The organism is Streptomyces sp. ISL-66 (assembly GCF_018614135.1).
Classification (GTDB): domain Bacteria; phylum Actinomycetota; class Actinomycetes; order Streptomycetales; family Streptomycetaceae; genus Streptomyces.
In genome coordinates, this window is record NZ_JAGGOW010000234.1 from 1 (window position 1) to 14210 (window position 14210).

At 71.5% G+C, this 14210-nt stretch carries 14 protein-coding genes and 1 other RNA gene; 7 read left to right on the forward strand and 8 right to left on the reverse strand.

Features of this window, described 5'->3' with window-relative positions; translation table 11 throughout:
- Positions 1 to 343 precede the first annotated feature (343 nt).
- The 4 genes from J7E97_RS34495 (at position 344) to J7E97_RS34510 (ending at position 1758) form a co-directional block, all read left to right on the forward strand.
- The gene (locus J7E97_RS34495; RefSeq protein WP_215035446.1) at positions 344 to 637 is read left to right on the forward strand and encodes a type II toxin-antitoxin system Phd/YefM family antitoxin; all 294 of its coding nucleotides are present in this window, start codon (positions 344 to 346) and stop codon (positions 635 to 637) included.
- On the forward strand, positions 634 to 891 hold the full coding sequence (locus J7E97_RS34500) for a Txe/YoeB family addiction module toxin (protein ID WP_215035448.1): 258 nt from the start codon (positions 634 to 636) through the stop codon (positions 889 to 891). The genes J7E97_RS34495 and J7E97_RS34500 overlap by 4 nt, the downstream gene beginning before the upstream one ends.
- A 208-nt stretch (positions 892 to 1099) precedes the next feature.
- On the forward strand, positions 1100 to 1330 hold the full coding sequence (locus J7E97_RS34505) for an antitoxin (protein WP_215035450.1): 231 nt from the start codon (positions 1100 to 1102) through the stop codon (positions 1328 to 1330).
- Positions 1327 to 1758 (forward strand): type II toxin-antitoxin system VapC family toxin, encoded by a 432-nt coding sequence (locus tag J7E97_RS34510; RefSeq protein WP_215035452.1) that lies wholly within the window; start codon positions 1327 to 1329, stop codon positions 1756 to 1758. The genes J7E97_RS34505 and J7E97_RS34510 overlap by 4 nt, the downstream gene beginning before the upstream one ends.
- Before the next feature lie 120 nt (positions 1759 to 1878).
- Here J7E97_RS34510 and ssrA read toward each other — a convergent pair.
- The 5 genes from ssrA to ftsE form a co-directional block, all read right to left on the reverse strand.
- Positions 1879 to 2267: a transfer-messenger RNA gene (gene ssrA / locus J7E97_RS34515) on the reverse strand.
- Positions 2268 to 2382: 115 nt separating this feature from the next.
- Positions 2383 to 2868: an SsrA-binding protein SmpB gene (smpB, locus tag J7E97_RS34520; protein WP_215035454.1), complete on the reverse strand. Its 486-nt coding sequence runs from the start codon at positions 2866 to 2868 to the stop codon at positions 2383 to 2385.
- An 18-nt stretch (positions 2869 to 2886) separates the two neighbouring features.
- Positions 2887 to 4095 (reverse strand): S41 family peptidase, encoded by a 1209-nt coding sequence (locus J7E97_RS34525; protein WP_215035456.1) that lies wholly within the window; start codon positions 4093 to 4095, stop codon positions 2887 to 2889.
- 67 nt (positions 4096 to 4162) lie between these two features.
- Positions 4163 to 5086 carry a permease-like cell division protein FtsX gene (ftsX, locus tag J7E97_RS34530; RefSeq protein ID WP_215035458.1) on the reverse strand — a complete coding sequence of 308 codons (924 nt, stop codon included), beginning with the start codon at positions 5084 to 5086 and terminating at the stop codon, positions 4163 to 4165.
- 17 nt (positions 5087 to 5103) lie between these two features.
- Positions 5104 to 5793, reverse strand: coding sequence for a cell division ATP-binding protein FtsE (ftsE, locus tag J7E97_RS34535; RefSeq protein WP_215035461.1), 690 nt, complete (start codon positions 5791 to 5793; stop codon positions 5104 to 5106).
- Positions 5794 to 6018: 225 nt separating this feature from the next.
- Between ftsE and J7E97_RS34540 the strand changes: the two genes are divergently transcribed.
- Complete coding sequence (locus tag J7E97_RS34540; protein ID WP_215035463.1) at positions 6019 to 6210, forward strand: hypothetical protein; 192 nt, start codon at positions 6019 to 6021, stop codon at positions 6208 to 6210.
- Positions 6211 to 6311: 101 nt separating this feature from the next.
- Here the strand turns inward: J7E97_RS34540 and prfB are convergent, their stop codons facing one another.
- Complete coding sequence (prfB, locus tag J7E97_RS34545) at positions 6312 to 7421, reverse strand: peptide chain release factor 2 (RefSeq protein WP_215035465.1); 1110 nt, start codon at positions 7419 to 7421, stop codon at positions 6312 to 6314.
- 315 nt (positions 7422 to 7736) lie between these two features.
- Between prfB and J7E97_RS34550 the strand changes: the two genes are divergently transcribed.
- Positions 7737 to 8804: an isopenicillin N synthase family oxygenase gene (locus J7E97_RS34550; protein WP_215035467.1), complete on the forward strand. Its 1068-nt coding sequence runs from the start codon at positions 7737 to 7739 to the stop codon at positions 8802 to 8804.
- Positions 8805 to 8869: 65 nt separating this feature from the next.
- Here J7E97_RS34550 and J7E97_RS34555 read toward each other — a convergent pair whose 3' ends face one another.
- Together J7E97_RS34555 and J7E97_RS34560 are read right to left on the reverse strand one after the other, a co-directional pair.
- Positions 8870 to 10120 carry a serine/threonine-protein kinase gene (locus J7E97_RS34555; RefSeq protein WP_215035468.1) on the reverse strand — a complete coding sequence of 417 codons (1251 nt, stop codon included), beginning with the start codon at positions 10118 to 10120 and terminating at the stop codon, positions 8870 to 8872.
- Between the two features lie 171 nt (positions 10121 to 10291).
- Positions 10292 to 12103, reverse strand: a complete 1812-nt coding sequence (locus tag J7E97_RS34560) for a serine/threonine-protein kinase (protein ID WP_215035470.1) — start codon at positions 12101 to 12103, stop codon at positions 10292 to 10294.
- A gap of 378 nt (positions 12104 to 12481) precedes the next feature.
- On the opposite strand from J7E97_RS34560, the gene J7E97_RS34565 reads away from it, so the two are divergent.
- Positions 12482 to 14210 (forward strand): FHA domain-containing protein (locus tag J7E97_RS34565; RefSeq protein ID WP_308346938.1); only part of this gene is annotated, 1729 nt, incomplete at its 3' end.

A 14210-nucleotide genomic window follows, 5' to 3' on the forward strand; every position in this document is an offset into this window, starting at 1 on the left:
CGGCGCTCCTGGCCCTCCTCCTTGGCACCGTCCACCCGCTCCGCTCCCCGGAGAACGCGAAGCGCCTCACGGAAGCGGCCGCCCGCGACCGCGAGGACGCCTGAAGGCCCGCTACCGCTACTGACGGGCATGACAAAGGCCCCGCAGCCTGATGGCCGCGGGGCCTTTACCCCAACATGGGGGTTGTGGAGATGGCGGGAATCGAAGCCGTGGCCAGAGCTGACTACGGGATTGGACTGATACCGAACACTCACCCATGTACGGGAATCCGGTACAGGTGATAGCCTCCACATGTACCGAGAAGCGGTACGTACCGAATTTCTGTACATAGGAGGGGGTGCTCGTGTCCACACCCGCCGTCTCGGCGACCACCGCACGCGCCAACCTGTTCAAGCTCATCAAGGAGGTAGCCGCTGACCACACCGTCACGCGCATCACCTCCAACGCGGGTGACGCCGTCCTGATGTCCGCCGAGGACTACGAGTCCTGGCAGGAGACCGTCTACCTGCTGCGCTCCCCCGCCAACGCCCGCCGCCTGATGGAGGCCGTCGCCCGTGACAAGGCAGGCGACGCCGGGACCACCAAGACCATGGAGGAGCTGGAGTCCCTGACAGCCGACGCGGCAGGTGACGAGTGAGGGGCGTCAGCTTCGATCCCGACGCCTGGGAGGACTTCCTGTTCTGGCTGACGTCCGACCGAAAGAAGGCCGTCAGAATCACGCGTCTGATCGGCGAGATCCAGCGCACCCCGTTCGCCGGGACCGGCAAGCCCGAACCCTTGAAGGGCGAATTGTCCGGCTACTGGTCCCGCCGCATCGATGACGAACACCGGCTCGTGTACCGCGTCGATGACAAGGAAGTAAAGATCCTCAAGGCGCGCTACCACTACTGACCAGCCACCGAGATGGCGGGAATCGAACCCGCACGCATGGCCGTATGCGACCCGAGCAGACCGGCTTCGCGCCGGGCATAGCGGCACAAGACGACACCGGACAGCACGGGACGGCATCGGACGGCACGGCCCGTGCTCCCGCCGGGAGCACGGATGTCCCCTCGGTCGAGCGACTGCGAAGTGACTGCATTGACGATAAAATGCAGTCATGACTGCATTTACGATCCGTGAGGTCCCCGACGACATCGCCCGCCGCATAAAGGTCCGCGCCGCTGAGGCCGGACAGTCCCTCCAGGCCTACCTGCTCAGCCTCGTCACCCGCGAAGCCACCCAGCCCACGCTCGCCGAAATGGCCGACCGTGCCGAGCGCTACGCCACCGAGGACATCGACATCCAGGACGTCCTCGACGCTATCGACGCAGGCAGGGCGGGCCGTTGATCGTCGTAGACTCCTCCGCCCTGGTCCTGTTCCTCACGGACAGGGGCTCTCGGGGCGCCGCCGCCCGCCGGCGCATCGGCGAGGAAGACACTCTCGCCGCCCCCTACCTGCTGGACACCGAAATCGCCTCCGCTCTTCTGGGCCTGGCACACGGCGCCAAAATCGACCCAACGAGTCTCGACGAGCACTTCAAGACCTACCAAGGGTTGCGCCTGCAGCGGCACGAGACAGGCCTCCTGCTCCCCCGGGTCCGTAAGCTGTACGCCAATCTCTCTGCCTACGACGCCACCTACGTCGCCCTCGCCGAAACACTGGGCGTCCCCCTGCTGACGGCAGACGCACGCATCAAACGAGGCGTTCAGAAGCCTTGTTGCGCAATCGAGGTCATCACTCCAGACGGCGACCACCCGCCACGCCCAGGCACCTGACGCCGCTGCCGCATCCGCCACGCTGCCGGAGGGGTGGTGCTCCGCCGTGCTCCCGCATGACGAAGACCCCCCATCCTCGCGAAGTTTTCGCAGGTCGGGGGGCCTTTGCCCACATGGGATGAGTGGAGATGGCGGGAATCGAACCCGCGTCCAACGGTGCAGAGGTAGGGCTTCTCCGAGCGCATTCCGCTGCGCTTTTCTCAGCCCCGGAGATCACACGGACAAGTCTCCGACGGGCTCAGTCGCTGTTTGATTTCCCTCAAGTCCCCGCGACCGGGGCTAGAGGTTTAGATCCCTAATTGACGCCAGGATCCGGACCGGGACCACTTCCGGGCTGACGCTCCTCACAGAGGCTTCAGCTCACTGTTATTAGGCAGCGAGGGTGAAGCGGGAGTTATCGCTCTTGGAGTTGGCGATTATTGTTTGCGACATATGGTTAACGAGATCATTGCCGCTTCCTCGGCTCGCTTCCCCTACATCGACATCCGCTGTCGAAACCGATCATCCCCATGTTTCACACTATTCAGTTGAGTCCTGCTCGCACAGCCACCACCCACTCGCAGACCGCAAGCGTGTGGTGCTGATGCCCATGGTACGCGACGTGGAGCGCGCTGTGCCAGGAGATTAAAGCCGACCGCGCTCCTTGCGCTTCACGGCCGAGATCACCCGGTTCGTCTCGCGCGTGTCCTGCTTCTCCCGCAGGGCCTGGCGCTTGTCGTACTCCTTCTTGCCCTTCGCCAGCGCGATCTCGATCTTCGCCCGGCCGTCCTTGAAGTACAGGGAGAGCGGCACGATCGTGTTGCCCGTCTCCCCCGTCTTCGAGTCCAGCTTGTCGATCTCCTCGCGGTGCAGGAGCAGCTTGCGCTTGCGGCGCGCGCTGTGGTTGGTCCAGGTGCCCTGGCTGTACTCGGGCACGTGCACGTTGTAGAGCCAGGCCTCGCCGCTCTCCACCGACACGAAGCCGTCCACCAGCGAGGCACGGCCCTGGCGCAGGGACTTGACCTCGGTACCGGTGAGCACGAGACCGCACTCGTAGGTGTCGATGATCGTGTAGTCGTGCCGCGCCTTCTTGTTCTGGGCGATCAGCTTGCGCCCTGTTTCCTTAGCCATAGTGCGGTCATTTTCGCACTACCGACCCACCCCGAGGCCACTCAATACCGCGCGGGCCCGTTCCTCGGTCCTGTCCGCCGCCGTCAGGTCCGGCGCGATGCCGCCGCCGTCCGGGCTCCGGCCCCCCGGAGTGCGGTACGTGCCCACCGTCAGCTCCGCCACCGAACCGTCCGGCAGCTCCGTCGGCATCTGCACCGAGCCCTTGCCGAAGGTGCGGGTGCCGACCGCCACCGCGCGGCCCCGGTCCTGGAGCGCGCCGGTCACCAGCTCGGCCGCGCTCATCGTGCCGCCGTCGATCAGCGCCACCAGCGGCCGGGCCGTATCGCCGCCCGGGGTGGCGTAGAGCGCGCGCTGGTCGCCGCGCACGTCGTACGTCGCCACGAGCCCGCCGTCCAGGAAAGCGGAAGCGGCCGTCACCGCCTCGGTCACCAGGCCGCCGGTGTTGCCTCGCAGATCGAGCATGAAACCGCCGCCGGGCGGGGCCGCGCGGACGGCGGCCCGGACCCGGTCACCGGAGCCACGGGTGAAGGAGGCCACCTTGATCACGGTGATGCCGCCCGGGATCTCCCGTACGGTCACCGGCTCGGCGCGCAGCTCCTCGCGCCGCACGGTCTCAGTGAGGTCCGCGCCGTCCCGGGTCAGTTTCAGCACCACGGGGGTGCCGGCCGCGCCGCGCAGCAGGGCCACCACCTCGGCGACCCGGAGCCCGGTCACACCCTGCCCGTCGACGCTCAGCAGCCGGTCCCCGCCGCGCAAGCCGGCCCGGTCGGCGGGGCCGCCGGGCTGGACCCGGTCGATCGCGATGTGGTCGTCGCGCGTCCGCACGGCCCACAGGCCGACCCCGGTCCAGCGGCCGTCGAGCTCGTCGGAGAAGGCCTCGTACTCGCTCTGGTCGTAGACCATGCCCCAGCGGTCCCCGCTGCGGCTGACCACGTCCTCGGCGGCCTGCTTGCCCGACTTGCCCTCGGCGGCGGCCTGCGCGGCGGCGCGGGCCACCGCGTCCCGGTCGGCGGGTGCGCCCGAGCCCGTAACCACGCCCGTGGCCGAGCCCGCGGGGGAACCCGTACGGATCGCCAGGACGGTCGAGGACCCGGCGCCGTCACCGCGGCCGGGGGCCCAACTACCCGTGCAGACCCCGGCGCCGACGGCCGCGCAGAAGGCCAACGTCAAAGCGGCCCCGCGACGCAGGTCGCGGGGCCGGAGACAGAAGACGGGCAGAGCCGGCATGGCGCCGAGTCTAGGACAAGCCCCGCGGCGGTACGGACGGTTGGCCGTTCCGCTCGCGGGGCGCTCGTCACACCTTCAGGTACTTGCGCAACGCGATGAAGGCCGCCAGCGAAGGCATCAGCACCCCGATGACGAGCACCAGCGGCAGCTTGGTCAGGACGGAGTCCCAGCCGATGAAGTTGATCAGCTCCAACTTGTCGCGCAGCGCGGCGCCGTGGTCGATCACGAAGTACTGGCCCGCGCCGAGCATCACGCAGGCGAAGACCGCGCCGATGAGGCCGGCGAAGGCGGCCTCCATGATGAACGGCACCTGGATGTAGAAGCTGGAGGCGCCCACCAACCGCATGATCCCGGTCTCGCGCCGACGGCTGAAGGCGGAGACGCGCACCGTGTTGACGATCAGCAGCAGCGCCACGATCAGCATGATCAGCATGATGCCGAGGGCGGCCCAGTTGAGGTAGCCGAGGAGTCTGAAGATGTTGTCTATGACCGTGCTCTGGTCCTCGACGGACTGGACTCCGTCACGGCCGGAGAAGGAGGTCGTGATGACCTTGTACTTCTCGGGCTGCTTGAGCTTGACCCGGAAGGACTCCTGCATCTGGTCCGGGGTGATGGAGGCGGCCAGGGCGGTGTGGCCGAACTGCGACTGGTAGTGCTTGAAGGCCTCGTCGGCGGACTCGTAGGTGACGTTCTCGACGAGGTCCATGCCCTTGAGCTCGGCCTCCAGGGCCTGCTTCTGCTCCGGGGTCACCGCACCCTTGGAGCAGGACGTCCCGCCGGCGGCCTCCGCGTCGTTCTTGTTGCAGAGGTAGACGGAGACGTTGACCTTGTCGTACCAGTAGCCCTTCATCGTGCTCACCTGCTCGCGCATGAGCAGGGAACCGCCGAACAGGGCCAGCGACAAGCCCACGGAGATGATGACCGCGAAGGTCATGGTGAGATTGCGACGGAGACCGACGCCGATCTCCGACATGACGAACTGGGCGCGCATTGCGTCTCAGGGACCTTTCAGTGCTGGTAGCCGTAGACGCCGCGCGACTGGTCGCGCACGAGTCGGCCCTGTTCGAGTTCGATGACGCGCTTGCGCATCTGGTCGACGATCTGCTGGTCGTGGGTCGCCATGATCACGGTGGTGCCGGTCCGGTTGATCCGGTCCAGCAGCTTCATGATGCCGACGGAGGTCTGGGGGTCCAGGTTGCCGGTGGGCTCGTCCGCGATCAGCAGGGCCGGCCGGTTGACGAAGGCGCGGGCGATGGCCACGCGCTGCTGCTCACCGCCGGAGAGCTCGCCGGGCATCCGGTCCTCCTTGCCGCCGAGGCCGACGAGTTCGAGGACCTGGGGGACGGCCTTCTTGATCTCGCCGCGCGGCCTGCCGATGACCTCCTGGGCGAAGGCCACGTTCTCGGCCACCGACTTGTTCGGCAGGAGCCGGAAGTCCTGGAAGACGGTCCCCAGCTGGCGCCGCATGTGCGGAACCTTCCAGTTGGAGAGTCTGGCGAGGTCCTTGCCCAGGACGTGGACCTGGCCTTGGCTCGCCCGCTCCTCGCGCAGGATGAGCCGCATGAAGGTGGACTTGCCGGAGCCGGAGGAGCCGACCAGGAAGACGAACTCGCCCTTCGCGATGTCCAGGGAGACATCTCTGAGTGCGGGACGGCTCTGCTTCGGGTAGGACTTGGAGACGTTGTCGAATCGGATCACGGTGTGCACCACGGTCGCCGGGAGTAGGTGTGCGTGACCATACGCGAACAGGCGCGAGGTGTGGACCCGAGGTCCGGAGTTGCCCGATATATCCCCTGGTCCGAGGGGTGCGCGACCGAGCTTGTACGGACGGGCCGCGCCTAATGTCGGCGGAGCTGGCACAGTGGTGGGGGAACGGACTCGTACCGCCTGCCGTTGTAACCGAGGGGACGAAAGGAGGAGCGCATGACATTTGACCGGCTCGTGTGCGCGAACTGCGCCGCACCCGTCAGCCAGGGCCGCTGCCGGGTGTGCCGGGCGAGCAGGGAGCGCCTCCAGCAGGAGGGCCCCTCCGGCGGCCTGACTCCGGTGGCGCTCATCGCGCTGCTGGTGATCCTGGTGGCCGCTCTGGCACTGGTGGCCCAGCAGACCGCGTAGCTCCTCCAGCGACGGAAGGGCCCGGACACCTGCACGGTGTCCGGGCCCCTTTCGCGTTCGTTCGTGTCCGCTCGGGTGTCCCCGCTCGCTCCGCGCGACGCTTACGCGGCCTGCTCCTGCTGCTTGCGCCAGCGGATGCCGGCCTCGAGGAAGCCGTCGATCTCGCCGTCGAGCACCGCCTGCGGGTTGCCGACCTCGAACTCCGTCCGGAGGTCCTTGACCATCTGGTACGGGTGCAGGACGTAGGACCGCATCTGGTTGCCCCAGGAGCTGCCGCCGTCCTTGAGGGCGTCCATCCTGTCCTTCTCCTCCTGGCGGCGCCGCTCGAGCAGCTTGGCCTGGAGGACGTTCATGGCGCTGGCCTTGTTCTGGATCTGCGAGCGCTCGTTCTGGCAGGACACGACGATGCCGGTCGGCAGGTGCGTGATGCGCACCGCCGAGTCGGTGGTGTTGACGCCCTGGCCGCCGGGGCCCGAGGCGCGGTACACGTCGATGCGCAGCTCGCCCTCGTCGATCTCGACGTGGTCGCTGGACTCGACGACCGGCAGCACTTCGACGCCCGCGAAGGAGGTCTGGCGCCGGCCCTGGTTGTCGAAGGGCGAGATCCGGACGAGGCGGTGGGTGCCCTGCTCCACGGAGAGGGTGCCGTACGCGTACGGGGCCTTGACCACGAAGGTGGTCGACTTGATGCCGGCCTCTTCCGCGTACGAGGTCTCGTAGATCTCGGTCGGGTAGCCGTGGCGCTCGGCCCAGCGCAGGTACATGCGCTGGAGGCGCTCGGCGAAGTCGGAGGCGTCCACGCCGCCGGCCTCGGCACGGATGTTGACCAGCGCCTCGCGCTCGGCGTACTCGCCGGAGAGCAGGGTGCGGACCTCCATCTCGTCCAGCGCCTTGCGTACGGAGACCAGCTCGGCCTCCGCCTCCACGAGGGTGTCCGCGTCGTCCATCTCCTGGGCGAGCTCGAACAGCACCGCGAGGTCGTCGATGCGTCCCCGCAGGTTCTCGGTCTTGCGGACCTCTGCCTGGAGGTGCGAAAGCTTGCTCGTGATCTTCTGGGCGGCCTCCGGGTCGTCCCACAGGGACGGCGCGGCGGCCTGCTCCTCGAGCACGGCGATATCCGCCCTCAGCTTGTCGAGGTCCAGGACGGCCTCGATCGACCCCATGGTCGAGGAGAGGGACTTGAGCTCTTCGGAAACATCGACGACTGCCACGGGTCCAGCGTAGCCGGTTCCCGGGGGCCGCTCTCCGGCCAGGCCGAATCACCCGTTCTGGTGGCGGGACGGACGGGCGTACGCTCACCGTATGACCGTCCTCCTCGTCAAGCGCCGCCATGTGGACCACATGCGCGTCACGACGACGAGCTGTCTGCCGCCGGACCTGCTCCAAGCCTGATCCACCCCGATCCGACTTGGTCCTGCACGCGGCCCTCGCGGCCCCGGCGCCAACCCTGCCGGCGGCCCCTCCCCAGGCCGCGGTCCCCGCCACCCCTGGGGACAGGACCCCGTGACATCCGAAACGGAGCCGTCATGCCGTCCGCGCCTTCTTCCGACCCCTCGTCGTCCTTCCCGTCTTCCGCCGGGCCCGCAGCGCCCGCCGCGCCGGAGCCCTCCCTCCCGGTCCTGGACCTCTCCCAGGCCGACGATCCGGCCCTGCGCGACTCGTTCCGCGAGCAGCTGCACGCGGCCGCCCGGGACAGCGGTTTCCTGCACCTCACCGGGCACGGCGTCACCGCCGCCGAGACCTCCCGCATCCTGGAGCTGACCAGGGCTTTCTTCGCGCTCCCGGAGGCCGACCGGCTGGCCGTGAGCAATCTGAACTCCCCGCACTTCCGCGGGTACACCCGCATCGGCCACGAGCTGACGGGCGGCGCCTTCGACTGGCGGGACCAGCTGGACGTGGGCGCGGAGCGGCCGGCGCCGGTGGTGGGGCCGGACGACCCGGCGTACCTGTGGCTGGAGGGTCCGAACCAGTGGCCGGCGGCGCTGCCCGAGCTGCGGGGCGCGGTGCTGGAGTGGCAGGCCCGGCTGGCGGCGGTCGCGCACCGCCTGCTCCAGGAGCTGCTGGCCTCGATCGGGGCGCCCCCCGGCTTCTTCGACGCGGCCTTCGCGGACCGCCCCCACCTGCACACGAAGCTGATCCGGTACCCGGGAGCCGCGCCGACGGGCACCGACCAGGGGGTCGGGGCGCACAAGGACTACGGCTTCCTGACCCTGCTGCTGCAGGACTCGGTGGGCGGGCTCCAGGTGGTCCGGGACGGGGCCTACGTCGACATCCCGCCGCTGCCCGGGGCCTTCGTGGTGAACCTGGGCGAGCTGCTGGAGATCGCGACCGAGGGGTACCTGACGGCGACGGACCACCGGGTGGTCAGCCCGCGGGGGGCGGTGGAGCGGTACTCGGTGCCGTTCTTCTACAACCCGCGGCTGGACGCGGTGATCGAGACGGTCCCGGGCGACTACCTGCGGTCGGCGCCGGGCGTCGCGCACGACGCGTCGAACCCGCTGCACGCGCAGTACGGCCGCAACGAGCTGAAGGGCTGGGTCCGCGCCCACCCGACGGTGGCGCGGCGCTGGCACCCGGAACTCGTGGGCGCGTAGGCCCCTGGGGGGCCCGGCGGGCCCGGCCTCCCGGTCCCCCTGCTCCCCGGTCCCCCGTCCCCGGGCTACGGGGCGGCGGGGCCCGACTGCTTGCTGTCCGGCGGCGCCTCGGAGTCCGAGGAGACCGCGAGCCAGCTGCCGACGCCGACGGCCACGGCCAGCGCGACGGCCGCGGCCGACAGCGCCAGCCGCCGCTTGCGCACCGTCTCCGCCCGGTGCCGGGCGGAGCCCGGCCGGTGGCCGCCCGCCGGGCGCGGGACCCGGGCCGTGCCCAGTGCGCCCCCCGCCAGCTCGTCGGGCCCCGGCACCCGCATGGACGTGTGGGTGTCGCGGTTGGAGTCCGCCCCGGAACCGGAGCCGGGCACCAGCGGGACCACGCCCCGCCGCCGGACCGGATCGGCCGCGGACTCCGGCTCCGGCGACTCGGCCGGCTCCGGCTCGTCCGGCTCGTCCACGTCCAGCGGCGGCATCCCGGCGAGCAGCGGCTGCAGGTCCCTCAGCCGCAGCGAGAGCTCCGAGGCGCGCAGCCGCGAGGCGGGGGCCTTCGCCAGGCACTGGACCATCAGCTGCCACAGCTCGTCGGGGATCCCCGGCAGCGGGACCACGGTCTCGGTCACGTGGCGGCGCAGGACCGCCCCGGGGTGCCCGCCGCCGAACGGCGTGAAACCCGCGAGCAGCTCGTAGAGCACGGTCGCGAGGGCGTAGATGTCCACCGCGGCGCGCGGCGGCAGCCCCTCCACGATCTCGGGCGCCAGGTAGTCCGGCGTTCCGATGATCCGTGTGGTGGGCGCGGGCACCCGCCCGCCGGAGGTCCGCCGCGGGGAGTCGATGAGCTTGGCCACGCCGAAGTCGGTGAGCAGCGCCGGATGCGCGCCGCCCGGCCCGAGCGGGCCCTGCATGTCGAGGAGGACGTTCTCCGGTTTGACGTCCCGGTGCACGACCCCGGCCGCGTGCGCCGCGGCCAGCGCGTCGGCGACGTCCGCGACGATCGCCACGGCCGCCTCGGGGGCGAGCCGCCGCTCGCGGTCGAGCCGCGTGCGCAGGTCCGTACCGCGTACGAGGTCCATGACGAGGGCGAGGTCGTTGCCGTCCACGACGAGGTCGCGGACGCAGACGACGTGCGGGTGCTCCAGGCCGAGCAGCGCGCTGCGTTCCTGGACGAACCGCCCGACGAGTTCCTGGTCGGACGCGAGGTCTTCGCGCAGCAGTTTGACGGCGACGGGGCCGTCCGGCCCCTCGCCCAGCCATACCGTGCCCGCGCTGCCGCGCCCCAGGATCTGGTGCGCGGTGTACCGGCTGCCGATCTTCCGTGCCAAGACTGCTCCCTCAGCGGCTGGCGTACGTGCCAAAGCTACGCGGCCGGGTGGGGGTTGGAGTCCACGGATCGCGGCGACCTTGACTTCTGCGGGCGAAATCACGTCCCAGAAGTCGACAAATCCATGAAGTCGGCGACTCCGGGCCCGACTCGGGGCCCGATTCGGGCCGGCTCAGGGGTTCGTACGGCCCGTGGCGTCGCCGATCGTGCCGACCCAGTCCACGACGTCCGTGCCCCAGGTCCACACCTGGTCCCACCAGCCCCGGCCGGTGCCGACCCACTCCTGGAGCGGGGTCAGCTCCCAGACCAGCCAGCCCGCGACGAAGAACACCAGGATCAGCACCAGGCAGCCCTTCAGGCAGCCCAGACCCGGGATCTTGACCGGGTTCGCGCTGCGGCGACGCGGTTCGCGCTCGGCCGGCCGCTGCCGCGGCGGCGGGCCCTGCGGGGGCTGCTGCTGCGGCGGGGGCTGGGGCTGGCGGTACTGGGGCTGCCCCTGCGGCTGCTGGTACTGCTGGGGCTGGTGCTGCTGCGGCTGGTAGTGCTGCGGCGGGGGCGGCGGCGCGAACTGCTGCTGCCCGCACTGCTGGGACTGGGGCTGCTGAGGCCGCTGCGGCTGCTGGTACTGCTGCTGTTGCGGCGTCGGGCCCTGCCGGTACGGCTGCTGCTGAGGCTGCTGGGGGCGCTGCTGCTGCGGAGCCTGCGCCCCGGGCGCCTGCCGCTGCGGCCGCCGTCGCAGCGGGTCCTCGCTCGGGTCGAGGTACTGCATCTGCGTCTGCTCGTTGCGGTCGCGGGCCGCCTGCATCTGCGACTGCCACGGGTGCGGCTGGTCCGGCCGCTGCACGGGCGGCATCACCGACGTGGGATCCGGGCCGGGTGCGCCGCCCGGGCCGCCGGTGGAGGGCAGCACGGACGTGGCGTCGGCCGCACCGACCGGGGGCAGCACGCTGGTCATGCCGTTCGGGTCGTAGGCCCCCATCGGGGAGGCTCCGCCGCCCCCGGGCAGTACCTGCGTCGCGTCCGAGGAGCCGGGCGAACCGTACGCGCCCGGGGTCGCGGGGACCGGCGCGGGCGAGGTGTCCGGCGCGAGCAGCGCGCCGACGCCGAGCGCGGCCTCGACCTCGGTGACGGTGGAGTGCACGCCGATGCCGCAGGCCACGACGCGCAGGCCGCGCGCCAGGCTCTGCGCGCTCGGGCGCTCGTACGGCTCCTTGCGCAGGCAGCGCTCGATGACCGTCCACAGCGGCTCGGGCACGTTCGCCGGGCGCTGCGGCTCCTCGCTGAGGTGGCGGTGCAGGACCTCGAGAGCGCTGCCGCCGGCGAAGGGCGGACGGCCGGTGAGGAGCTCGTAGAGCAGGATGCCGGCGCCGTAGATGTCGACGGCGGAGGTCTGCGGGCGGCCCTCCGCGGACTCGGGCGCGACGTAGGCCGGGGTGCCGACGAACTCGTGCGTGCGCGTCAGGCCCGGGGAGTCCGCCAGCCGCGCGATGCCGAAGTCGGTGAGCATCGGCTTCATCTGGCCGTCGCGCTCGTCCAGCAGGACGTTGGCGGGCTTCAGGTCGCGGTGGACCACGCCGTCGGCGTGGCTGGCGGCGAGCGCGTCCGCGATCTGGGCGGTCAGCAGGCTCGCGGCGACCGGGGTGAAGGGCCCGTTCTCGCGGAGGTACTTGTGCAGGTCCGGACCGTCGATGAGGTCCATGACCAGGGCGAGGAGATCGCCCTCGACGACGAGGTCGCGGGTGCGGACGATGTTGGGGTGGGTCAGGCGCAGCAGGACGGAGCGCTCGCGCAGGAAGCGCATGACGATGTCCGCGTCCTGGGCCAGCTCCTCCTTGAGGACCTTGATGGCCACGGTCTCGCCGGGGTGGCCGGCGACTGCCGCCTCCGCACCGGCGGCCTCCCGCTGGCGGGCGCGCCAGACGGTGCCCGTGGCGCCGCGTCCGAGCGGCTCCTCGAGCAGGTACTTGCTGCCGACTGGCCGCACGTCGCGCGCTCCCTGCTGTGTCGATTTCGGCGATGGGTTTTCCGGCCCACTCTAGGGGGTGTCCCGAGTAGAGACGCCGGGCGCCGAAGGTTGGTTGCCGCACATATGCGCGAAGGGTGAAGTTTGCGGCGTATGCCAGGGGCGATTTTGCGCGCTCCGATGTCCGTATCCGACCGGCCCGGTCGCAGGTCCGGTGCGGGTCCGCGACCGATCAAGATCACTTGTCGGTGGGTGGCGGGCGTGTCGTCCGCGACAGGTGCGAGGATGCACCCGTACGGAACGGCCGGGACGGGAGCCCCGCCTTCCGGGCAGACCTGACCGGACGACGCGTCCGTGCCGGGTGGGGGCGGACGGGCACGGCATTCACGCCGTTGTCCCGTGGATCCCTGCCGGGCGCACACACCGCGCACCGCGCAGAAGGGACCGCTGACGGCGATGCAGATCCGGCTGACCGTCCTTGGCTCGGGGCCGCGCAGCGGCCACCACCCGGCCGCCACCTCCACCACCTCCGCCGCGCCGGCGAGCTGCGACGTGCTCGTCACCGCGCCCGCGGGCACCGCGCTGTCCGCGGTGGCCTCCGGGCTCGCGGCGACCGTCGGCGGCCCGGACACCGGCGGCACGGTCGTGCTCTACGCCGGTACGGAGCGGCTCGATCCCGCGCGGTGCGCACTCGGTGAACCGCCGCTCGTGGACGGGGCGGTGCTCTCGCTGCACCTGCCCGGCCCCGACGTACTGGCGGACGCCGGGCCCGGGGACGTGCCCCGGCTGCACGTCGTGGCCGGACCCGACGCGGGCGGAGTACATCTGCTGCACCCGGGGGCGATCCGGATCGGGCGCTCGGCCGACGCGGACGTCCCGCTGGACGATCTCGACGTCTCGCGGCTGCACTGCGCCGTCACCGTCATGCCGGACGGGCGGGTGGCGGTGGCCGACCTCGGATCGACGAACGGCACCACCCTCGACGGCGCGGTGGTCGGCGCCGCCCCGGTGCCACTGGCCCCGGGCGCACTCCTGCGGATCGGCGAATCCACCCTCCGCCTGGCGTCGGGCCCGACCCCCCGGCCCCGCCCGCTCACCCCCGACCTGGAGGGCCACCTGTCCCTCACCCTGGCGGACGACACCTGGACGGCCACCCCGGACGAGGACCCCGACGCGGACGGTACGGCGCCCAGCGGGCCCAGGACTGGCTCCGGCGCGGGGTCCAGCCCGAGTGGAACCGGCTCTGGCGCGGGCTCCCGCCCTGGCCGGACCGACGGCTCCGGCGCGGGGACCGGCGGCTCCGGCGCGGGGTACAGCCCGGGTGGAACCGGCTCTGGCGCGGGCTCCCGCCCTGATGCCGACCCCTGGTCCGGCGTGAACCACGGCGTATCCCGGGGGAACGGCCCGGGGACCGGCGTGAGCCACGGCGGAGCCCCGGGGACCGGCGGGGCCGGTGCGGTGCCCGGCTCCCGGTCGGCAGCAGGCTCCGGCGCGAGCCAGGACGGCCAGGGCAGCGATGGCGGCTACGGCGACCAAGGCGGCCAGACCGGCCCAGGCAATCACGGCAATCACGGCAGTCACGGCAGTCACGCCAGTCACGGCAGTCACGGCAACCGGGACGGCCAGGCCGGCCAGACCGGTTCCCTCGGCGGAGCCCGAGGACCCGGCGCTGGGCCCGGCTCGGCATCCGGCCCCTGGCCCGAAGCGAGCCCTCGCCGCCCGGGAGGCTCCCCCGGCGGAGCCCACGGCGCCGCAACCACCGGCACCGGCGCGACCGGCGCCCCGTCCGGAACGGACACCGGCGGCAACCGGGCGGGTACCGGCGACTTCGGCCAGGTATCCCACCCGGGGGTCAACCCGGGATCCCACCCGGCTGCCGACCCCTGGTCCGGCGTGAGCCACGGCGGCCCCGCAGCCGCACCCGGTGAAGCCCGCAGGACCGGCACGGGACCGCAGGGGCCCTTCCCCCACCAGGCTTCGTCCCGCAGCGGGGGCCTCGCCCCCGACCCCCAACGGCCCGCGGCACAGCACGGCGGCGCCGGCCGGGACGCCCCCGGCGCGGGCCCGCTCGGATCGGGCGGCTCCGACGCGGAGCGGCCCGGCACGGGCCGCCACCGCTCCACCGGCG